20 protein-coding genes are annotated in these 21,846 nt (G+C 43.4%); 8 read left to right on the top strand and 12 right to left on the bottom strand.

Going from position 1 to position 21,846, the window contains the following annotated elements; genetic code table 11:
- Positions 1-114: 114 nt before the first annotated feature.
- The gene (locus HY58_RS05955; RefSeq protein ID WP_039129207.1) at positions 115-1,185 is read right to left on the bottom strand and encodes a DUF4407 domain-containing protein; all 1,071 of its coding nucleotides are present in this window, start codon (positions 1,183-1,185) and stop codon (positions 115-117) included.
- A gap of 184 nt (positions 1,186-1,369) precedes the next feature.
- Between HY58_RS05955 and topA the strand changes: the two genes are divergently transcribed.
- From topA to HY58_RS05940, 3 genes are all read left to right on the top strand, one after another.
- Positions 1,370-3,955, top strand: a complete 2,586-nt coding sequence (gene topA / locus HY58_RS05950; RefSeq protein ID WP_039129205.1) for a type I DNA topoisomerase — start codon at positions 1,370-1,372, stop codon at positions 3,953-3,955.
- Between the two features lie 201 nt (positions 3,956-4,156).
- On the top strand, positions 4,157-5,032 hold the full coding sequence (locus tag HY58_RS05945) for a transglutaminase family protein (protein ID WP_039129202.1): 876 nt from the start codon (positions 4,157-4,159) through the stop codon (positions 5,030-5,032).
- A gap of 16 nt (positions 5,033-5,048) precedes the next feature.
- Positions 5,049-5,516 carry a Dps family protein gene (locus tag HY58_RS05940; protein ID WP_039129200.1) on the top strand — a complete coding sequence of 156 codons (468 nt, stop codon included), beginning with the start codon at positions 5,049-5,051 and terminating at the stop codon, positions 5,514-5,516.
- Between the two features lie 122 nt (positions 5,517-5,638).
- Here HY58_RS05940 and HY58_RS05935 read toward each other — a convergent pair whose 3' ends face one another.
- Complete coding sequence (locus HY58_RS05935; protein ID WP_039129198.1) at positions 5,639-7,063, bottom strand: Gfo/Idh/MocA family protein; 1,425 nt, start codon at positions 7,061-7,063, stop codon at positions 5,639-5,641.
- Between the two features lie 107 nt (positions 7,064-7,170).
- Here HY58_RS05935 and HY58_RS05930 point away from each other — a divergent pair, with 107 nt between their 5' ends.
- A complete protein-coding gene (locus tag HY58_RS05930) occupies positions 7,171-7,506 on the top strand; it encodes a tRNA-binding protein (protein WP_371197893.1) in 336 nt (111 codons plus the stop codon).
- Between the two features lie 5 nt (positions 7,507-7,511).
- Positions 7,512-8,003 carry a methylated-DNA--[protein]-cysteine S-methyltransferase gene (locus HY58_RS05925; RefSeq protein ID WP_039129193.1) on the top strand — a complete coding sequence of 164 codons (492 nt, stop codon included), beginning with the start codon at positions 7,512-7,514 and terminating at the stop codon, positions 8,001-8,003.
- A 1-nt stretch (position 8,004) separates the two neighbouring features.
- Here HY58_RS05925 and HY58_RS05920 read toward each other — a convergent pair whose 3' ends face one another.
- Positions 8,005-8,493 carry a cytidine deaminase gene (locus tag HY58_RS05920; protein WP_039129190.1) on the bottom strand — a complete coding sequence of 163 codons (489 nt, stop codon included), beginning with the start codon at positions 8,491-8,493 and terminating at the stop codon, positions 8,005-8,007.
- A 33-nt stretch (positions 8,494-8,526) separates the two neighbouring features.
- Positions 8,527-10,083, bottom strand: a complete 1,557-nt coding sequence (locus HY58_RS05915) for a S26 family signal peptidase (protein WP_039129187.1) — start codon at positions 10,081-10,083, stop codon at positions 8,527-8,529.
- Positions 10,084-10,234: 151 nt separating this feature from the next.
- On the opposite strand from HY58_RS05915, the gene HY58_RS05910 reads away from it, so the two are divergent.
- Positions 10,235-11,113 carry a MerR family transcriptional regulator gene (locus HY58_RS05910; protein ID WP_039129185.1) on the top strand — a complete coding sequence of 293 codons (879 nt, stop codon included), beginning with the start codon at positions 10,235-10,237 and terminating at the stop codon, positions 11,111-11,113.
- Here HY58_RS05910 and HY58_RS05905 read toward each other — a convergent pair whose 3' ends face one another.
- On the bottom strand, positions 11,114-12,277 hold the full coding sequence (locus HY58_RS05905; RefSeq protein ID WP_039129182.1) for a sigma-54 dependent transcriptional regulator: 1,164 nt from the start codon (positions 12,275-12,277) through the stop codon (positions 11,114-11,116).
- 174 nt (positions 12,278-12,451) lie between these two features.
- Between HY58_RS05905 and HY58_RS19415 the strand changes: the two genes are divergently transcribed.
- Positions 12,452-12,592: a hypothetical protein gene (locus tag HY58_RS19415; RefSeq protein ID WP_156123587.1), complete on the top strand. Its 141-nt coding sequence runs from the start codon at positions 12,452-12,454 to the stop codon at positions 12,590-12,592.
- A 93-nt stretch (positions 12,593-12,685) separates the two neighbouring features.
- Here the strand turns inward: HY58_RS19415 and HY58_RS05900 are convergent, their stop codons facing one another.
- The 7 genes from HY58_RS05900 to HY58_RS05870 all read right to left on the bottom strand — a co-directional run bounded on the left by HY58_RS05900 (position 12,686) and on the right by HY58_RS05870 (position 20,987).
- Positions 12,686-13,675 (bottom strand): pyruvate dehydrogenase complex E1 component subunit beta, encoded by a 990-nt coding sequence (locus tag HY58_RS05900; protein ID WP_039129180.1) that lies wholly within the window; start codon positions 13,673-13,675, stop codon positions 12,686-12,688.
- Positions 13,676-13,795: 120 nt separating this feature from the next.
- On the bottom strand, positions 13,796-15,172 hold the full coding sequence (locus HY58_RS05895; RefSeq protein ID WP_039129174.1) for a S41 family peptidase: 1,377 nt from the start codon (positions 15,170-15,172) through the stop codon (positions 13,796-13,798).
- 93 nt (positions 15,173-15,265) lie between these two features.
- Positions 15,266-15,787 (bottom strand): GNAT family N-acetyltransferase, encoded by a 522-nt coding sequence (locus HY58_RS05890; protein ID WP_039129172.1) that lies wholly within the window; start codon positions 15,785-15,787, stop codon positions 15,266-15,268.
- A gap of 4 nt (positions 15,788-15,791) precedes the next feature.
- The gene (locus HY58_RS05885; RefSeq protein WP_039129170.1) at positions 15,792-16,973 is read right to left on the bottom strand and encodes an acetyl-CoA C-acyltransferase; all 1,182 of its coding nucleotides are present in this window, start codon (positions 16,971-16,973) and stop codon (positions 15,792-15,794) included.
- A gap of 70 nt (positions 16,974-17,043) precedes the next feature.
- Complete coding sequence (locus HY58_RS05880) at positions 17,044-18,072, bottom strand: AI-2E family transporter (RefSeq protein WP_052323875.1); 1,029 nt, start codon at positions 18,070-18,072, stop codon at positions 17,044-17,046.
- A 26-nt stretch (positions 18,073-18,098) separates the two neighbouring features.
- Positions 18,099-20,699 (bottom strand): cation-translocating P-type ATPase, encoded by a 2,601-nt coding sequence (locus HY58_RS05875; RefSeq protein ID WP_039129167.1) that lies wholly within the window; start codon positions 20,697-20,699, stop codon positions 18,099-18,101.
- A gap of 42 nt (positions 20,700-20,741) precedes the next feature.
- Entirely contained in the window at positions 20,742-20,987 is a 246-nt protein-coding gene (locus HY58_RS05870) for a hypothetical protein (protein WP_156123586.1), read from the bottom strand.
- A gap of 166 nt (positions 20,988-21,153) precedes the next feature.
- Between HY58_RS05870 and HY58_RS05865 the strand changes: the two genes are divergently transcribed.
- Positions 21,154-21,717: a hypothetical protein gene (locus HY58_RS05865; protein WP_039129162.1), complete on the top strand. Its 564-nt coding sequence runs from the start codon at positions 21,154-21,156 to the stop codon at positions 21,715-21,717.
- Positions 21,718-21,846: the final 129 nt, after the last annotated feature.

Here is a 21,846-nt window from a genome sequence, read left to right as displayed (position 1 = left end):
AACTAAAGCGTATCATGAAAACTACTCTCAAATTTTTATCAGCGGTAATTAAATGGTTGTCTGAACAGATCGGAAATAGTTCAGAATCTCAACCACAATTGGTTCCTGTACCTGTTAAACAGCCTCCATATTCGAATTCCTGATCCGCTCCTGTTCCAGTACCAGCTTGCGTTCTATGGCTGTCATCGGAATAAGTTCTTCTTTTGCCAGAGCCAGGTCATAAGGTCCTACCGGAAGTAATAATTTGGCAAGTATCGGAGCTGTTTCCAGTATTATGATCAGCAGGCTGATCAGCAGGTTGGCGAGCCAAACACTATCCTCTTTTTCTGATAAATCATGCAGTGCCTTGTTTCTTTCCAGGAAGCCGATATTATTTCGGGCACTCTGGGCAAACGCGGTTTTGGTAGCGTTAAGGCTGTCGTTGCCCGTGGAGAGCAGTTTTTGCTGAACGGCAAGCAGTGAGTCAATATTTCCAAATTCTGCTGCGTATTGCTGGGCCGTTTGCTGGTAAGCCCCCATTTTGAGCCTTGTAATCGTTTCAACACCCCTCTTGCCCGATCCGCCAGTGCCATCCGCTTCTTTTACATATGAAAGCTGTAGCCCCAGCAATGTATCTTCCATTGCCTTACGCCTTGTTGATAGGAGGTTACGCTCTGCGGCAGCTGATGCCATTCGCACCTGGTGAAGAGAATCCTGGGTATTATTATATTGTTTGATCTTTTCTACCAGGTTCATTTCTACCTGCTGGTTGATCTCTTTTTCAAATAATTTCAACTCAAGGGGACGGGCTATCGTGATGCCAATCATCACAGCAAGCACGATCCTGGGGAAAGCAACTCTAATTTGCCGACCCTGCGACATTCCATACTTCCTGATACTTGCTACCATGAACCTGTCAAAATTAAAAATGATCAGTCCCCAGATTATAGCAAATGCCACCGCCCAGCCAACATTTTCAAATATGGTGTAAAATGCATAGCCGGAAGAAAGTGCTGCGAGAACAAAAGTGGCGAGCAAAACGCCACCCAGTGTATTATACTTAGGATGTTCAGTGGAGAATTGTTTGAGGGTGGGTCCATGGGCACCGGCGCACCACCATAAAAATGATCCGCTTTCCCCTTTACTACCTGTAAACGAATCGTAGCCGGCAATATCATTGCCCGGGCTATCCGTGGAATTAGCCATAGTGTTGATTGTAAGGTGAAAAAATTTGTTAGGTAGAAGTTGGGATACTGCAATTAACGGTGATTCGGCGGGATTATTTCTTAAAAGAATGGTAAGGTGTGCAAAAGGACGGAATTGGTATTTTCGCCCTTATACACTAAACTTGCAGGTTCCATCTTTCATTTTATAATTGATTTTGAACTACATGGCTAAGAATTTATTGATAGTGGAGTCGCCCGCAAAGGCCAAAACCATCGAAAAGATCCTGGGTAAGGATTTTGAGGTGAAAAGCTGCTACGGGCATATCCGCGACTTGGAAAAAGACGAGATGGGCATCGATATTAAGGACCACTATAAGCCCCGTTATATAGTTCCGGATGATAAGGAGAAGGTAGTACGGGAATTGAAGCAGCTGGCAAAGAAAAGTGAGGAGGTTTGGCTTGCAACGGATGAGGACCGTGAAGGGGAAGCTATCAGCTGGCATCTTTGTGAGGTTCTGGGATTAGATCCTAAAACTACCAAGCGGATCGTGTTCCATGAAATCACCAAGCCCGCTATTCAAAAGGCTGTGCAGAACCCTCGGACAGTTAATATGGATCTGGTTAATGCCCAGCAGGCTCGGCGGGTACTTGATCGGATAGTTGGATTTGAACTAAGCCCGGTTCTCTGGCGCAAAATGAGCATGGGAAGTTCCCTTAGTGCCGGTCGGGTGCAGAGTGTGGCGGTACGCCTGATAGCAGAACGTGAGCGTGAGATCAATGCCTTTAACACCGTCAGCCATTTTAAAGTGGAGGCCTGGTTTACTGCCCAGGATTCTGGAAATAAACCTGTGGGTTTTAAAGCTGAGGGACAGCGTTATTCCAACGAAGACGGGGCCGAAAAGTTTTTACAATCCTGTATAGGGGCTAGTTATTCCGTTTCTGATATCCAGATAAGACCAGGAAAGAAATCGCCTGCTGCTCCATTTACCACTTCCACCCTGCAACAGGAAGCCAGCCGAAAACTTGGCTATTCAGTGAGTAAAACAATGCTGCTGGCACAGAAGCTCTATGAAAGCGGAAGGATCACCTATATGCGTACCGACAGTGTAAACCTCGGCGAGACGGCCATGGAAGGCATCAGCCAGCAGATTAATGCACAATATGGAAAACGATACTTCCAGGCAAGGAAGTATAAGAATAAGAATGAATCAGCACAGGAGGCGCATGAAGCAATCAGGCCAACCTATATGGACACCATTTCAGTTGATGACCCTGATACACGCAGGTTATATGAATTGATCTGGAAGCGAACCATGGCTTCCCAGATGGCGGATGCCGAACTGGAAAAGACAACCGCAAAGATCCTCATATCAACCAATAAGGAAGAACTGACTGCAAGTGGTGAAGTACTCAAGTTTGATGGCTTTCTGAAAGTTTACAGAGAAGATCGTGATGAAGAAGATATGACCGAAGAGGAAGGCAGTGAAAGCATGTTGCCACCATTATCATTAAAGCAGGTTCTCCCATTGCGCGAAATGCGTGCAACCGAAAGGTTCAATCGCCCTGCGCCTCGATATACAGAAGCATCATTGGTAAAAAAGCTGGAAGAATTGGGTATAGGTAGGCCTTCTACCTATGCTCCTACCATCACTACTATCCTTAAAAGAGGATATGTTGAAAAGCGTGATAAAGATGGAACGCGTCGTGATTTCAGAATACTAAAGCTGGATGAAAAAAATGTCATAAAGCAGATGGATCATGAGACCACCGGAGCCGAAAAGTCGAAACTGTTTCCAACTGATCTTGGATTGGTGGTTACCGATTTCCTGAATCAGAACTTTAATGATGTGATGGATTATGGTTTCACCGCTAAAATTGAAAATGAATTTGATGAAGTAGCAAATGGTAAACGCGTATGGCATAAAATGATCGATGAATTTTACAATCCCTTTAAAAAGGATGTTGATAATACTATCGAGCATGCAGAACGTATCCGCGGAGAACGTGATCTTGGTGTTGATAAGGAGAGCGGAAAAAAAGTTGTGGCCAGGATGGGCAGGTATGGCCCTATGGTGCAGATCGGCGATGTAAATGATGAAGAGAAACCACGTTTCGCCAAATTAAAATCAGGGCAAAGCATTGAAACCATATCATACGACGAAGCCATGGACCTTTTCAAGCTTCCAATGACCATTGGTGAGTATGAAGGACAAGAAGTATCCGTTAACATAGGAAGGTTTGGGCCCTATGTTAAGTGGGGGGAAGAGTTTGTTTCTATTCCTAAAGGTGAGGACCCTGTTACGCTCGATATTGACAGGGCTGTTGCACTGATCAATGAAAAGAAACATGCTGATGCTCCTATAGCCACCTACGAGGGTATTCCAGTTACCAAGGGAAAAGGCAGGTTCGGTCCTTTTATCAAGTGGAACGATCTGTATATCAATATTCCCAGAGCGTATGATTTTGACAGGTTGGGACAGAAAGAAGTAGACGAACTTGTTTCTAAGAAAATCGAAAAAGAAGCGAACCGTTATATTCATCAATGGCCTGCAGAGAAGATTTCTATTGAGAATGGCCGTTGGGGTCCCTTTATCCGCTTTGGTAAGAAAATGCTTAAACTCTCGCGTAAGGGGGATGGGGGAAAATATACAGAAGAAGATCTCGCAGGCATCACATTAGAAGAAGTTAAGAAAATGATTGAAGCCGGAATGCCTGGAGCATTTGACAAAAAAACAAAAGCAGCCCCAGCAAAAAAAACAGCCCCAGCAAAAAAAGCAGCAACAAAAAAAGCCCTGAAAGGTAAGAAGTAAGAATTAAGAGGTAAGATTTACTTTGGAGCTATACCTCTTACATCTTACCTCTTCCCTCTTACCTGAGTTTGTTCACACTCGTGGATAATTATCCTTCCAATTCTATCCTGTTCACCCGATATTTATTTGCAAATCGCTAACAATAAATTACGGCCTTCATGCGTCATAATAATGTTGCTGATCACAATCAATTTTGTGTGAATGGAAGAAACCCGTGAAATATCAGCCCTTTTTCATCTCATCGATGACCCCGATGATGAAGTATTCACTACAGTGAGCGACAGGATCATCTCCATGGGGGCCAACATTATTCCGAATCTGGAACATCTATGGGAGATAACCCCTGATGAGTCGGTCCAGGAAAGGATTGAGCTCCTTATACATCGGCTGCATTACTGTGATCTAACGGTGGAATTCCAGCGATGGAAGAATTTAAAGGAACCCGATCTCTTATCAGGAGCACTATTAATGGCTAAGTTTCAATATCCCGAATTGAATGTGAACACTGTCCTGCAGGAGATCGAAAAGATGCGGCGTAATATATGGCTGGAGTTAAATAATTATCTCACACCTCTTGAACAAACAAATGTTCTCACCACCATCCTTTATAATTATTATCTTTTAAAAGGATCGGAGCTTAATTATGGCGAACCGAATGATTTTCTGCTCAATAAAGTGATTGAAATAAAGAAAGGTAATTCTATCAGTAACGGTATTCTTTACCTGGTTATGTCTGACTTACTTGATATTCCAATCCGTGCTGTGAATATCCCTCGTCAGTTTATTTTATCCTATTATGATGTTCAACCCGGACAATGGGATCAATTACCCAACAATCCTGTTCAACGTATCCAGTTTTATATTGATCCCATGAGTGGGCAGGTTTTTACACAAAAAGATGTGGAGGCTTATTTCCGCAGGATATCTGTACCTCCCACTGCCTCCTACTTCAGGCCAATGACCAATATTAGGATTATTCAAATGTTACTGGAGGAATTTGCAAAGTGTTTTGATAACGATAAGCAATACTACAAAAAAGAAGAACTGCTGAAACTTTCAGTTATATTAGGAGAGTAAATCAAACTCTTTTAGCATGAAAGCAGATATTGGCATTACTTCTAAAAATGCTCAGGCAGTTTCCATTAAACTGAATACACTCCTTGCAGATGAACATGTGCTTTATATGAAGCTGAGAAATTATCACTGGAATTATGAAGGAGATAATTTTTCAGAAATGCATGCTTTTTATGAGGCTCAGTACGAGCAACTTGCAGGCAGTATTGATGAGATAGCTGAGAGGGTTCGTATGCTTGGAAATTTTGCCACAGGTAGATTAAAGGATATGCTGGCACTGGCCCGGCTTGAAGAGCCGGACTATACTACTGACCAGAAAGATCAACTAAAGAATTTATTGAATGACCACGAAACATTGATAAAACGGCTTCGCGCTGACATTGATGCAGTGGATGAAAAACATAAGGATGCAGGTACATCTGACCTATTGACCGGCCTCATGCGTGAACATGAAAAAATGGCCTGGATGGTCCGCAGCTACCTATGACAGGTTAGATGTAAGATTTAAGAGGTAAGACTTGGCATTTAAGATGTAAGAAGTAAGATTTACATTGGAGTACTTTCTCCCAAATCTTACCTCTTACCTCTTACCTCTTTCTTCTTACTTCCTTACAGGTCCCATCCCTTTCTCCTCTCTCTTTTTACAAACTGGTTTGCGTCTTCGAAATTGGTGATGCGCATATTCTTTGCATCCCAGAGAAGGGTTTTTCTTCCGAGATATTTATCACCCCATCCTTTCAGGTTCGGATTCTTCAGCATCCAGCTGCGAATGGCCAGGTTTCCTATTAATATGCTTTCTGTAAACGGACCTGCAAACTCAAATGGAGAGCTGGTTTCAGCCTTCCCGTGACCTGCAATACAGGCATTCACCCACTGAATATAATGGCCTTCCGGTACACGCTTCAATGTTGGTGCCGGCAGGTTGCTTTCCTTCATTTTCGCTGTTGGTAAAAGTCTCGGATTTTCTCCATAACAATCCATCAATAATTTACCCTTGTCACCAATAAACAATGCGCCACCATCCCAGTTGCCGAATGCTTCTTCCGGTAATAATTCATCAGGGCGGGCGGGTAATAATCCTCCATCATGCCAGGAGACTTTAATTTTTCCTTTGCCGTCTTTCCTTGGATAGCTCAGGTGTATGATTGATGATGGTGGACAGCCATCAACATAATTTCCTTCAACCCACATATCCTTCCAGATATTGGCAACACTGCATTCAACCGATTCAGGATAATCAATAGGAAGTATGCGATAAACTGGATCCATAATATGGCATGCCATATCACCCAAAGCTCCTGTACCGAAAGCCCACCAGCCCCTCCAGTTGAATGGAATATAGGCAGGGTTGTAATCTATATGCTGGGCGGGACCAAGCCATAGATCCCAATCAAGTTCTTTCGGGATATCATGTTTGCCAGAAGGTGTTGGAATACCCTGTGGCCACACGGGCCGGTTGGTCCAGCAATGAACTGTATGTACTTCACCAATAAGTCCTGCATCTACCAGTTCTTTAGATCGGCGAACTCCTTCACCGCTTCCTCCCTGGTTACCCATCTGCGTAACCACTTTGTAGCGTTTAGCCGCCTCCGTTAGCAGTCGTGCCTCATAGATATCATGTGTAAGTGGTTTCTGAGTATATACATGCTTACCCAGCTGCATAGCCGCTAGGGTTGCATTGGCATGCGTATGATCAGGGGTGGAAATAGATACAGCATCTATATTTTTATTTTCTTTAGAGAGCATCTCCCGGAAGTCGCGGTAATAGGGTGCTTTGGGAAACGCTTTACGGGAAGCTGCTGCTGCCCTGTCATCTACGTCACAAAGCCCTACTATATTTACCTTCTTTGATTTGAAGAATTCAGCCAGGTCACTTTGACCCTTTCCTCCTACTCCAATTCCTGCTACATTGAGCGTATCACTTGGAGCAATATGTCCTTTCCCAAGAACATGCCGGGGAACAATAAAAAAACCTGCAGCTGCCAGGGATGAGTTTCGAATGAATTTTCTGCGTGATGCTGATTTGCTGGGCATAATTACAATCGGTTTGCTTGTTAAATGGAAATCCAATTTACACTGTAGATGGTTAAAATCAAAAGTATTATTTGATTCAAATTCACAGAACTCATTGTACTTTGGAAATAAAAATGATCGAATGGTCTGATTTTGAGAAAATCGATATGCGCGTGGGTACTATAATTGCTGCCAGTTCCTTTCCGGAAGCCCGTAAACCAGCCTACCAGCTAATCATTGATTTCGGTTCAATGGGAATAAAAAAAACATCTGCCCAGATCACTGTACTATATTCAACAGAATCTTTGGTGGGTATGCAGGTCATTGCTGTAGTGAACTTCCCACCCAAACGGATTGCGGGATTCACCAGTGATTGCCTCGTTCTTGGAATATATAATGAAAACAATGATGTAGTTTTATTGAAACCTGAACGACCCGTTTCAAACGGTCATAAAATAGGTTGATAACTATGCCTCAAACGTGGTACCACTCTCCCATTGGCATTATTCGCATAACTGTTACTGAAAGTTATGTGGAAGAAGTTCATTTTTGTGAGAAAGAGGAATTAAGTGATATGTCGCAGGAGATTAGCTGGAATGCTCTTTTACAGAATTGTACCGACCAGCTTATTGAATATTTTTCTGGTCATCGAAGGCAGTTCGACCTGCCCGTGAGCCAGACCGGAACCGGATTTCAGCAGCAGGTATGGGGTGAACTTACTGCCATCTCCTTTGGACGTACAATATCATATATGGACCTAGCAAGAAAACTGGGTGATCCAAAAGTTATACGCGCTGCTGCTTCTGCAAATGGCAAAAATAATATCGCCATAATCGTTCCCTGCCACCGGGTAATAGGAACTAACCGCGAAATGGTAGGTTATGCAGGGGGTATCGGTAGAAAGAAATGGTTACTGGATCATGAAAGAAAGATCGCCCATGGTGTTCAAACTCTTTTCTGATTCAGGTGCCCATATCACCCCCCGAAAAGGATAGTGGCAACAACATGCTCGCGCTGGAGATAATGTATACAGGCCCTTCCATTCCACCAAGGATCAGCCGTATAGGATGCTTAACCCGGTCTTCATATTCCTGCAGCGATTGCCTGCAAATTCCGCATGGTGTGATGGGATGATTACTTTCCACCTGGCTGCTCCGGTAACTTAATGCAATAGTGTCTATCGGGATCTTGGGGAAAAGAGAAGAAACGGAAGCCAGTAAAACCCTTTCTGCGCATAACCCTACAGGAAAGGATGCATTTTCCTGGTTGGAACCAGCAAGGATCTCCCCATTGGCAAGTTTTGCTACCGCCCCCACAAAGAAATTTGAATAGGGGGCATATGCATGGGTTGTAACTTCCCTTGCTTCGGCCAGAAGCCAGGCATCCTCTTCTGTCAGTTCATCGAGGGATTGGTATACATCATAATCAAAATGGAATGCTTTTCTGGTCATGGTTATGATAAGTTATATCCCTAAGAAGGTACGCTATTTTATGCTCCTGAACAACCTGTTCCAGCGGATACCATTATTCATGCTCATCCAGATGATCCAGGCTTCTCCTACTACATGATCTTCAGGCACAAAACCCCAGAAACGACTATCCTGTGAGTAATGTCGGTTATCTCCCATCATCCAGTAATAATTCATTTTAAAAGTGTACTGGTTGGTCTCCTTGCCATTGAGTATGAATTTTCCGTTCTGCTGCTCAAAACTATTTCCCTCATATACACGAATGGCCCTTTCATAAATGGAATAATTTTCAGGAGTGATGGTAAGAGTTGCACCTTTGGCAGGTATCCAAACCGGACCAAAATAGTCAACGGTCCATTTGTGTAATGTATCATTTGGAAAAGTAAGCTTTCCCCATAATCTGGGGTCTACCTGGTCTTTACTGGTAAGCTGTGCTGTCAGTGTTTTGGCAAAGCCGGATGACTTCATTTTTTCTGCTGCTTCATGCGTAAGTAAAACCATGAACTTATTATTTCCCATAGATCCAAACTCTTCCGGATTCTCAATATCAATATTGAAATTTTCCAGCATGGATGCCTGGTCGAGTGGCTGGCCATTTGTTTCCAGTTCATAGGGCAATTGTGAATGGGGGGGATTGAAGCCGGGCTGGCTATTGATATACACCTGTCCCCCGCGAACCTCAAGGGTATCACCCGCTATGGCCACACAACGCTTAATATAATTTTCACGCTTATCAACCGGGCGTATCACCAATGGATATGTGTCGGGATCATTTAAAATGTATTGGCGACCTATATTCATATCACCATTTCCAATGCGCCTGGCCTCCTGGTAAAAGGGAACAAGTGATTGGTAAGCGGGTGTATTGATAACAGTATCACCTTCAGGAAAATTAAAAACGACCACATCATTGCGTTTTACCGGGCTTGCAAACCAACGACTATAGGGAAGCTTGATCATTTCAGTATAAGACCGGGAAGAGGTGCCGGGAATAGTATGATGCATGAACGGGATGGCTAGCGGGGTATTAGGGATACGCGGACCATAGCTGAGCTTGCTTACGAACAGAAAATCATTCACCAGCAAAGTCTTCTCCATCGAACCGGTTGGAATCGTATATGCCTCAAAAATAAATGTGCGGATCAGGGTTGCGGCCACTACCGCGAAAATACCTGCATCAACCCACTCACGTACTGTTGATTTCTGGTAGTGTTTTACTCCCGCCGGGCCGATGAACCTGGTATTCTTATCCATCCCCACATAGGGAAAATACATAAAGGGTACCAGGCAGGTAAGGGCATGCTCCCAAAAGCTGAATTTGGCAAAGCATTTGACCCATTCTATAAAAATTCCCATAGTCACAAACCATCCTGCAACCGGAATGAACTGCCAGAAGAACCAATGTTTGGGTCTTTGTGCAACATCCAACATAACCCAGGTGTTATAGAAGGGAATCCAAGCTTTCCAGGAAGGAACGCCTGCTTTATCGAACATCTTGGAAAGTCCGAAAGCCGGGAGAAATACCAACAGTAATGAGATAAGGGTTATGATCAGGATTTGATTCAGTGACATTCAGTGAATTTTAGATTCCGGCAAAAATACCATTCTGGAGGCAAAATGGTGTTTATTCAATCTATTTGTGTCGGATTTATTATAATTGTGACAAACAGCGATTAAAAAGATTTGTTAAGGAGGGCTAAGTTAGCATCATTAGTAGCAAAAAATGAATCATTTTACCATCAGCGATATTGAAAACCTTACCGGTATAAAGGCGCATACTCTTCGTATTTGGGAGCATCGTTATGGTGTTTGTAATGGAAAACGAAAAGATAGTGGCCACCGCTATTATGATGACGAGGACCTTAAGAAAATGCTTCGCCTTTCAATTCTTTATAAAAATGGATTTAAGATCTCCAAACTGGCCAGCCTAAGTGATCTGGAACTTCGTAAACTAGCCTCAGTTTACGATAAAGGCTGTTTTCATGAGAATTATATCGAACAGTTAATGCTTGCTGCACAGGCTTTCGACTTTGCACATTTTGAAAAGCTATTAAGAATATATATTGAACAACTGGGCTTCGAAAAATCTGTTATCGAAGTTTTTTATCCTTTCCTCGAAAAGATGGGAATGTATTGGTTAACCGATAAAGCCATACCAGCCCAGGAACATTTCAGTAGTAACCTTATTCAGAAATCCATGATGGTTGCTATAGATGAACTGCGTGTTCCGGTAATTCGTGCCGATAAAAAAATTCTCCTGTTTACACCTAAGGGGGAAGCTCATGAGATTCCCTTATTGTTCATGCAATACCTATTCAAGCAACAAGGGAAGGCAACGGTTTATATGGGTGCCGAAGTTGAACTAAGCAGCATTGAATTTTATTGCCGTCATAAGAAAGTAACTCATCTATATTTTCACCTGATCACCCATCTGAACAATATTGATATGAAGACATATCTGGCAGAGTTATCGGATAAAGCACCGGGTGCAAAAGTTATAGCATCCGGACCGGCATTAAAAGATGTAGCCGACCAGTTACCCCATGGTATCAGATACCTGCGCTCGCTGCAGGATCTGTTAACATTTGCCAAAGCGAATTAATCAGCGCTTGGGAGATACATTGTTGATCACATCCTCTTTGAGAATTGACTTGCCTGACAGAATAACCAATCTTTCAACAACATTTTTCAACTCGCGTATATTACCCGTCCACTCATATTCTTTGAGTGCTTCCATGGCAGGTTTTTCTATTTCTTTTTTGGCGATTCCATATTCCGCACAAATGTTCTCGAGGAATTTATCTACCAACTGCGGAATATCATCTCTCCTCTCATTCAGTGATGGTACATGAATGAGGATCACACTAAGGCGGTGGTATAAGTCGAGCCTGAAATTCTTTTCTTCCACTTCTTTAAGAAGATCTTTATTTGTAGCTGCCACCACCCTAACATCAACAGAAATTTCTTTATCTCCTCCTACCCTTGTGATCTTTCCTTCCTGCAGTGCGCGCAATACCTTAGCCTGAGCACTGAGACTCATATCTCCGATCTCATCCAGGAATAAGGTTCCACCATTTGCCTGTTCAAATTTTCCAATGCGTTGTTTGATAGCTGAAGTGAATGATCCCTTTTCATGACCGAACAATTCACTCTCGATCAATTCCCCCGGAATAGCCGCACAGTTAACTTCAACCAGTGGTCCGCTGGCCCTGTTGCTTTTCTCATGCAGCCATCTTGCCACCAGTTCTTTACCTACGCCATTTTCTCCTGTTATCATTACCCTCGCCTCAGTAGGTGCTACTTTCTCTATGGTATCCTTGATTCTTTGGATGGCGGGTGAATTACCAATCATGTCCTGCACCCTGCTCACTTTTCTCTTAAGCACTTTTGCTTCTGATACCAGCGATGTTTTATCCATTGCATTTCGCAATGTAATAAGAAGCCTGTTGAGATCCGGTGGTTTGGAGATATAATCAAATGCGCCTTTTTTTACCGCCTCTACTGCAGTTTCTATGGTTCCGTGACCAGAAATCATAATGATGGGAACGTCAGGGTTTGCTTCCCTAGCTTTGTCGAGGAATTCAATGCCATCAAGTTTAGGCATCTTGATATCACAGAGCACCACATCAAATGTGGATTCCCTGAATTTTTTCAATCCCTCTTCTCCATCAGAAGCCTCTTCAATTTTATAGCCTTCGTATGATAAAATTTCTCCTAATGTTTTCCGTATTGCTCTTTCATCGTCTATGATGAGGATATTTGACATATGCTTTTATTGATGCGTTCAAATGTAGTATAAATGATTTTCAAAAAGCAACCTTAGTATTCATGATGTATACTATCGTAATTCTACGAAAAAAATCGGGTAAAAGCGGCCTTGACAAGGCATAGAAGGCGTTGTATTTTTGTTATATCCTATTGAAAGCAAAAATATCCTACTATGACTACCCTGAAACATCCTTTAAAAACAACCAAAGAAGTAAGCGTATGGCAAATGACTGCAAAACTGGTGGTACTTGCCGGCATCCTGATGGCTTATAGTTATTGCTTCCTTCTTACCGTTGGAAGTGTACTTCGTTAAGCGTTCTTTTCTCAGAATTTTATAATGGTTAATGCAAAGAGGTGTCTGAATTTCAGACACCTCTTTGTTTATAAGTAATGCAATGAATCGAAGTTATTTTTTCATGTACATCACTTCCTTCACAAGTTTCACTGTACGCTCTACATCAGGCAGGGCAAGTGCCACAAGGTTGGGCGCATAATGCAGAGGAGCATCAGCTGCGGTGATACGGCGAATGGGTGCATCCAGGTAATCAAATCCTTCCTTCTGTATGCGGTAAGCGATCTCGGAAGAGATAGAAGCGAAAGGCCACTGCTCTTCCACTATTACCAGCCTGTTTGTTTTCTTCACGCTTTCCAGGATAGTCATCCAGTCGAGCGGACGTATTGAACGCAGGTCAATAACTTCTGCATTCACTCCTTCCTTCTCCAATTCTGAAGCAGCACCCAGTGCCACTTTCATCATTTTATTGAAAGAAACGATTGTTACATCACTACCTGCTTTTTTAACATCAGCTTTTCCAATAGGGATATAATATTCTTCTTCCGGTACCTCAGATTTTTCACCATACATCACTTCACTTTCCATGAAAATGATAGGGTCTTCTTCATAACGGATAGCTTGTTTCAAAAGTCCTTTCGCATCATATCCGTTACTTGGAGATACAACTTTCAAACCTGGTATATTGGCATAATAACTTTCGAATGCGGTAGAGTGCTGAGCACCAAGCTGACCGGCAGAACCATTGGGGCCGCGGAAAACAATGGGGCATGACAACTGACCACCACTCATAGCAAGCATTTTGGATGCCGTGTTGAGGATCTGGTCGAGGGCCAGAACGGCAAAATTCCAGGTCATGAATTCAACGATCGGACGGAGGCCGTTCTGTGCAGCACCAACGGCTACTGCTGCAAAACCCAGCTCAGAGATCGGTGTATCAATAACACGCTTGTCGCCAAACTCATCCAGCATACCCTGGCTCACTTTATAGGCGCCATTGTATTCTGCTACTTCTTCACCCATCAGGAAAACACGGTCATCGCGACGGAACTCTTCATTCATCGCTTCGCGGAGCGCTTCTCTAAATGCGATTGATCTTGCCATGCTATTGCTTTATTTTGGAGTGGCAAATTTATTGGTTCAACCTCAAATGCGCAAAAATTAGAGTCCTTAAGCGCAAAAAGTCCCGATAATCGGGACTTTTGCTAAACATTTGCCTTTATATCAGTTCAAAATTGCCTTTCTTATTTCAGAATAAGTGCGCGAATCATCCACCAATACCTTACGCTTGTTCATCGGCAGCTTCTCATAGTTGCGAAGATCCTCCATATTCATAGACTCTCCTCCTGCTGCACGAAGTGTTCCTGTAACAATATAATTGACTGCTGCCGCCAGCATAGATTCCTGAAGATCACCCCATGGCTTATCCAGTCCATCAGCTACAATTTTATCAGGGGTGAAACCATTGAAATAGCTTCCTTCGTTGGCGCTGTTAACAAGCCTTGAAGAAACAGGGAATACATACCAGTTGCCAACCGGAATCGGGAAATATCCGACCGGCTTACCATTGGTAGTATTTGGTCCAACTGTTTTCACTTCCATATGTGGTTTCATGAGGTTGATAAGCGCTTCACTGGCCGATGCTGTATTCCTTGAAATAAGCATTACCATTTTTGGAACATTCACTGTTCCTTTTTTGGAAAAGGTTACAGTACGATTAAACTCCTGAAGTATATCATTATATACTTGCTTGTACATTACCTTTCCATTAGATGCATTTGGAACGATATAATTGGCAAGCTCTTCCTGTAACGCAACATATCCACCTCCGTTATAGCGAACATCAACCACGAGGTCGGTAATACCTGCTGCTGCAAACTCACTGAAAGTTTGCTGGAACCTGTTCTTCATTGTGGTCTGGTCGCCCAGGAATGAATTCAGAACCATATAACCTATTTTCTTTCCACCTGTATTATAAACTGTGTCAAGTACAAGAGGTTGCTCCTGGTAAGAGGTTGCTGCTATAGTAAGATCAACTGTGCTTCCATCGGGCTTCTGAAAATTGATATCTGCAGAAGTACTGTAGTAGATCGCATTAACAACAAAATCAATAGTGGGCTGGTCAGCAACTGTTATATTGCGGCCATTGATCTTCATGATACGCCATGCACGCTGAATCCCAGCTTTGCCTGCAGAAGATGCAGGTTCCACATAAGTTACACGAAGATCATTTTCTGTACGGAAGAAAATACCAATACCAAAATCACCACTGATACCACTGCTGATATCATCCCACTCAGATTGCAGGATTCCGAAGCTCCACCTGTCAACCGGATTGGTAAACCCTGGTTCCTTGCTATATGGACGGATACCTGTCATTACCCCATCAGGATCGGCAAACTGCCTGGGATTAAAATTGGCAGGGATCTGCTTGTACCATAGGTAGGCCTCACGGGCTATCATGAGCGAAGTATCTTTCACTTTGTCGGCAGCAGAGACTGGCGGAGGAGGAGGTGGTGTTGTGTCATCTGTTCCCTTATCCTTTTTACAGGAGCTTACGAACAGGCCAAGTAAGAGCGATAGTGTCAGTATGCGTTTCATTAGGTAATTTTTGCTTTTCAATATACGCGTTTGTTTTTTTTATAGATGTTTTGTTGGTCCGAATGGTGGCAATACTGGCAAAATATTAACCAATTAAGGTAATTCCCTTGTCATCAGCCAATCAGTTTGAAGGTCGCGCCCCAACATAAAAGGATGACTGCCAACTTTTTCAAATCCCCATTTCTGGTAAAAACCGATTGCTCGCTGGTTATGTTCCCATACACCCAGCCATATCCTTTCAAATCCCAGGCCAGAAGCATATTCCAGCAAATGCCCCATCATAGCCTTTCCAACCCCTTTACCTATAGAATCAGCGATGGCATAAAAACGCGCCAGTTCAATACTATTTCCTGCAGGGATATTTTCAGGATGCCCTTCAGGTCTTTCCCTTAAACGAAGGTATCCAACAGGGCGTTGCCCATCCCATGCAATAAAAAAATGATTACCGGGGAGGAAGATTTCTTTTTCCAGTGCTTCCGGCAGCAGGTGCTCGGCAATGTATATCTGCATGTCCTCGGCCGTGTTATCGGCAGCAAAAGAATCATAGAATGTATCCCTTGTTAAAGTTGCAATAAGAGATGCATCTTCCGGTAAGGCCTTGCGAACTTCAAGCATAATATTAATTGATATTTTCGATGACCATTGCCGATGCTCCTCCTCCTCCATTACAAATTCCGGCAGCACCGTACTTTGCATTATTAGCTTTTAAAACATTTAGTAGCGTTACAATTATGCGGGCACCTGAACATCCAAGGGGATGGCCCAATGATACTGCACCACCATGAACATTTACTTTAGCCGGATCAAGCTGCATACGGCGACTATTCTCAATGCCCACAACTGCAAATGCTTCATTGAGTTCCCAGTACTCAACATCCTGCATTTTCAGTCCCGCTTTTTCAACCGCTTTAGGAACTGCAAGAGATGGCGTGGTGGTGAACCACTCAGGTGCCTGCTCTGCATCGGCCCAGGAAAGGATTCTTGCAATTGGTTTCAACCCCAGTTCATCTGCTTTCTCTTTGCTCATCAACACCAGTGCTGCTGCGCCATCATTCATGGTGGAGGCATTTGCTGCTGTTACAGTTCCATCTTTCTGGAAGGCTGGTTTCAATTGAGGGATCTTATCAAACTTAACATTGAATGGTTCTTCATCTTTTGCAAACATGATGGGGTCGCCTTTTCTCTGTGGAATGGGAACCGGGATCACCTCATTATCAAACTTGCCAGTCTCCCATGCTGCCTGGCTTCGGCGATAACTCTCCTTCGCGAAATTGTCCTGCTCCTCCCTGCTGATACCACAATCTTTTGCACAAAGCTCTGCTGCATTGCCCATGGCCTTTCCATCATATACATCGGTTAAACCATCTTTGGCAAGTCCATCAATCAATGTACTATTACCATATTTGTTTCCCCATCGCATATTCTCAACATAGAAAGGAACATTACTCATACTCTCCATGCCTCCTGCAACAACTATATCAGCATCTCCCAAACGGATGCTTTGTGCTGCCAGTGCTAGTGATTTCATTCCACTGGCGCAGACTTTATTGATGGTGGTACAATTTACCGAATCCGGTAGTCCGGCAAATTTGGCTGCCTGCCTTGCAGGCGCCTGACCAAGATTAGCCTGAATTACAGAGCCCATCAAAACATCATTTACTTTATGCGGATCAATTCCAGCCTTTTCCAATGCTGCCTTTATTACGATTGCCCCAAGCTGGGTGGCAGAAATATCTTTCAGGCTGCCTCCAAAACTTCCCATCGGTGTGCGAACTGCGGAAATAATATAAACTTCTTTCATATGCAAGTTTTCGAATTTGAATTATTAGCAAATGTAAGGAGGAAGCCCATAAAACTAACAGTTGATAGTTTCATGGTTTATCATCTCCAAGCAGTTCCGCGGTCGCCTCTCCTCCTTCCATTCTTTCGGCCACCAGTTTCAGGATAGCCGCAAATGGTACAAACAGGATCATGCCAGCAGCACCCCAAAGGATACCACCAATAATAATTGTTACGATGGTCATCAGCGTGTTCAGGTTGAGCCTCCTGCTTACTGCCCATGGAAATATTACATTGGCTTCCAGGTATTGCACGAAGGCAAAAATGCCTATCACGCCAATGGGATACCAGATCGAATTGTAAGTGACCCATGAAAGTGTAATCGGAAAGAGCGATGCTACCAATATTCCCACATAAGGAATAAAAGTTAGCAGTGCTGCAATGCATCCGAAGAGTATTGCATGCGGTACACCCAGTAATAAAAGGCCAACACTATTAAGAACTCCAACGATAAGGTATACCACGATCATTCCTTTAATGAATTCATAGTAGGAATGAATGGCAAGCTGGATGATTTCGATTATACCTGTACGATAGTGTGCCGGCAAAAATAATATGAGTGCTTTTACGAGCCTGTGTCGATAATACAAAATAAGAAAACTGTAAATGGGAATGAGGAATAATAAAACAGCCGACACGGCAGATGCGCTGATAGTTTGCTGTACCAGGCCAAATATATGCGAGGTGGAATTCTTGCCGAATTCTTCCAGCCATTCTTTCTGGGTTGCTTCACTAACATTCCATTCCTCCACCAGGTAAGCAGAGAACTGGATGGAAGACTGGTTCAGCTTATCTCTGAGTAGAGGCCATTCATTTCCAAAATTCTGTAACTGCTGAATTAGCAGAAATATAATTCCCGTTAATAATAGCGTTACCATTACGAGATTCAGGATTATGGCTGTTGATTTTCCCATCCCCTTTTTTTCCATCCATTTACAAATGGGATACAGGATAAAACTGATCAGCAAGGCAAAGCTGAGTGGTATAAAAAGCGAGCGCCCGGTATAGAGTATTACACCCGCCAGCACTATAGCCAGCAATAATTGCAAGTACCTGGGCATTTAAACTTAGTTTGTTGTGAATTTACTTAAACTGTTCTGCTTTTGCGACGTTTAAACCATTTTTCAATTTCCACTGCAAAAAATACAGCTGATGAAATTGCCATAGCAATACCCAGATCAGTAAGCGAAAGTGGTGCTGTTTTAAATATTGGATTCATCACCGGTGTATAGATGATCATGAGTTGTAAAAGAAAGGTGAGAGCCACTGAAAATATCAACCTTTTATTGGAAAATATTCTCTGTGTAAAGAAGGAATCCTGATCCGACCTTATGGCAAGCACATGCCCCATCTGGCTGAAACAAAGTACTGTGAATACGATCGTTTGCCAGTCGTGGTTACCCGACTGTATCTCGAAAGCCTGTGTAATCAGGGTGATAGCACCCATAAGCAATCCTACCCAGATGGCATGGAGTCCAAGCCCCTTGGAAAAGATGCTTTCATTGGGATGGCGGGGTGGCCGTTTCATAATTCCTTTTTCTGCCGGCTCATAGGCAAGTGCGAGTCCGGGTAATCCATCCGTAACTAGATTAATCCATAATATATGAATGGGCAATAAAGGCACGGGAAGTCCAAAGAATGGCGCAAGAAATATTGTCCAGATTTCACCCGAGTTGCCCGTTAGCACATACTTGATAAACTTCCGGATATTGTCATAGATCCTTCTGCCGCTTTTTACAGATTTTACAATGGTGGCAAAATTATCATCCAGCAAAATCATATGACCGGCTTCTTTGGAAACATCCGTTCCGGTTATGCCCATTGCTATACCAATGTTTGCTTTCTTCAGTGACGGCGCATCATTTACACCATCGCCGGTCATTGCAACGAATTGTCCTTTTTCCTGCAGGGCCTGCACGATCTTTAATTTCTGGACAGGTGAAACCCTGGCGTATACCCGAATATGTTCCACTTTATCAGTGAACTCCTGGTCGGTCAATGCATCCAACTGCGGACCGGTAATTACCTCATCATTATTCTCTTCCAGGATACCGATACGTTTTGCGATGGTTTTTGCTGTAAGGGGATGGTCGCCTGTTATCATAACCGTTTTTATTCCGGCAGTTTTACATTCTGTGACTGCCTGAATAGCTTCTTCGCGTGGTGGGTCCATCATCCCCACAGCGCCAAGTATCTCCAGGTTGCTCTCAATGGTCTTTACTTCTTCAACGGAAGGTTCATGATCCCATTTACGCATGGCGAAACCCAATACCCGCAGGCCATCCATGGCCATTGTATCAGATGCCTCTTTTAATTTTTCACTGTCCTCTCCTTTTAATCCCGCGGCTTTTGTTACCAATACATCCAGCGCTCCTTTGGTGAAAGAAAAATAAGCATTATCATGACGATGAATGGTTGTCATCATTTTACGATCACCGTCAAAAGGAATTTCATTTACGCGTGGAAACAATTCTTCCAGTTCAAACTTGCTGATATTATTTTGTTCCGCAAGTTCATATAAGGCGATTTCCGTGGGATCGCCCATGGCGGTTTTATTTGCATCTGCAACCACATCATTATTCAGGGTGAGTGCATGGAGCAGCCATTTTTCATTTTCGCTGATTCCATCCAGGTGCATATCTGCCGGGGCAATGAAGTTTGCTTCTACATACACTTTTTCAACCGTCATCTTATTTTTGGTAAGTGTACCGGTTTTGTCGGAACAGATATAGGTGACCGAACCAAGTGTTTCAACGGCGGGGAGTTTGCGGATGAGTGCCTGTTGTCTGACCATTCTCTTGGCACCTATTGCGAGTGCGATGGTAACTACTGCTGGTAATGCTTCGGGTATTGCTGCCACGGCAAGTGAGATTGCTGTAAGCAGTATGGGCAGTGGTTCTTCACCCCTGATAATGCCAATGATGAACACAAGCGCACATATTGCCAGTACAGCCCAGGATAGTTTTTTACCAAAGGCAGCCAGCCGGTGTTGTAAGGGTGTTTTTGATTCTTCTCCCTGCAACATGCCTGCGATCTTGCCCAATTCTGTATGCATCGCTGTATTCACCACTACTGCTGTTGCACGGCCATAGGCAATATGTGTGCTTTTGAATGCCATATTGAGCCGGTCTCCCAGGGGCACATCCTCACTATCAAGTGTGTCCGGATTTTTTTCTACTGCTTCAGACTCTCCTGTGAGGCTGGCCTCGGTTACTTTTAACTGGCTTGTTTCAATCAACCGGAGATCTGCAGGAACAATATTACCTGCTTCCAGCTTAACGATATCTCCCGGCACCAATTCTTCAGCTGGAATAGTTACCGGCTTGCCATCACGGATAACAACAGCCGAAGAGGCGGCCATTTTTTTCAGGCTTTCAATAGCTTTCTCTGCATTATACTCCTGGACAAAACCAACTATCGCATTGATGATAACAATAAGGAGGATGGCAGTGGCATCAATGAGGTCGCCGAATACGCCCGCAAGCACTGCAGCAGCCATTAAAACGATTATCATGAAATCCTTGAACTGTGCAAGGAAAAGTGTAATGGGGGATTTTTTCTTTTGTGCAGTGATAACGTTTAGGCCATATTCTTCTACCCGGCGTGGGATCTCATCACTGCTTAGGCCTTTGGTACTGGTATTGAGTTTGGATAAATTGTCTTCAATGTTGGTATTGTGCCATGCCATGCCATAAAGATAAAAAAGGACCGCTAAAGCGGCCCTTTTTTATCAGTTGTTTACCGGGAAGAAGTAATACCCTACTTCGCAGAGTATAAATTCATTTGGCACAACGTTGAATAAGGTTTGTTGCATGTGCTTCTGATAGCGTTGACTTGTTTCGGGCAAATGCTCTACCAGTTTCCAGTTGCGGATCTTCAGCACCGCCATTTTGCTTGAATCGCTCAGGTGGTCCTGGATCATTTGAAACTTTTCGGCAATATGTGCCTGGTCGTTGAAATACAACTGTTCATTCATGGGTTTCTTAGTTTTCGAAAGGGTATTGAAATACGGATTAAAAACGAATCCATTAAAAAACGGGTAATCAAATTCAAAATTGTGTCCATTCATCGAAAAGCATCATAACCATTTCATTACCAGCGGTTATCCTAAATTTCTTATCATTGCGGATCAATCTAAACCAATGAAAAAGACCCTAACTACCGTCCTGATGATGGTATTCTATGTGCTTTCCTTTTCCCAGCCGGCCATTCGTCCCCTGTCCCGTCATAACCCGCCGGGTTTTGATGAGGCGATACAGGCTGTCATCTTTGATTTCTCCACCAATTTCAGGAACATCCAGGGCCCTCTGGTAAATGATGAAGCTGAATATGAAAAGTATGCTTCGCTGGTAGAGCTACCCGGTGCCGAGCAATCTGTTATCACACGGTTTCATTCAGTAGAGGATACCACCGCCAGCTGGCAGGCAGTGATGCTTACAACAGAAGAGTATGACGAAGCTGCAGCCCTTTACAAGAAGATATGCCAGCGAATGAAAGCCACAAAACTCTCCCTGCCCGATGGCAGTCAGGTCCAATTCCGTTCAGACTATCAGCCACCCTCAACCGAAAACAAATTCACCAGTTCATTTTACTACCTGCCTCACGCAGAGGGAGAGTATATGGATTTGCGTGTTCAAGTTGAGCTGATCGTTTTGTTAGGGGAATATAAAGTGCTGGTTAACGTACACCCAACAAGTAAGGTTTAAGAGGTAAGATTTAAGAGGTAAAAAGTAAGAGGTAAGATGTAAGAATTAGTTTTGGATGCTGCACTCACATTCTCCCAAAAACCGCAGTACATCCCCCACGTAAATCTTACCTCTTACCTCTTCCCTCTT

The sequence above is a fragment of the Flavihumibacter sp. ZG627 genome (assembly GCF_000814325.1).
Taxonomy (GTDB): domain Bacteria; phylum Bacteroidota; class Bacteroidia; order Chitinophagales; family Chitinophagaceae; genus Flavihumibacter.
The sequence above is the reverse complement of the archived record's forward strand: the minus strand, read 5'-3'. Positions and strand labels throughout refer to the sequence as shown.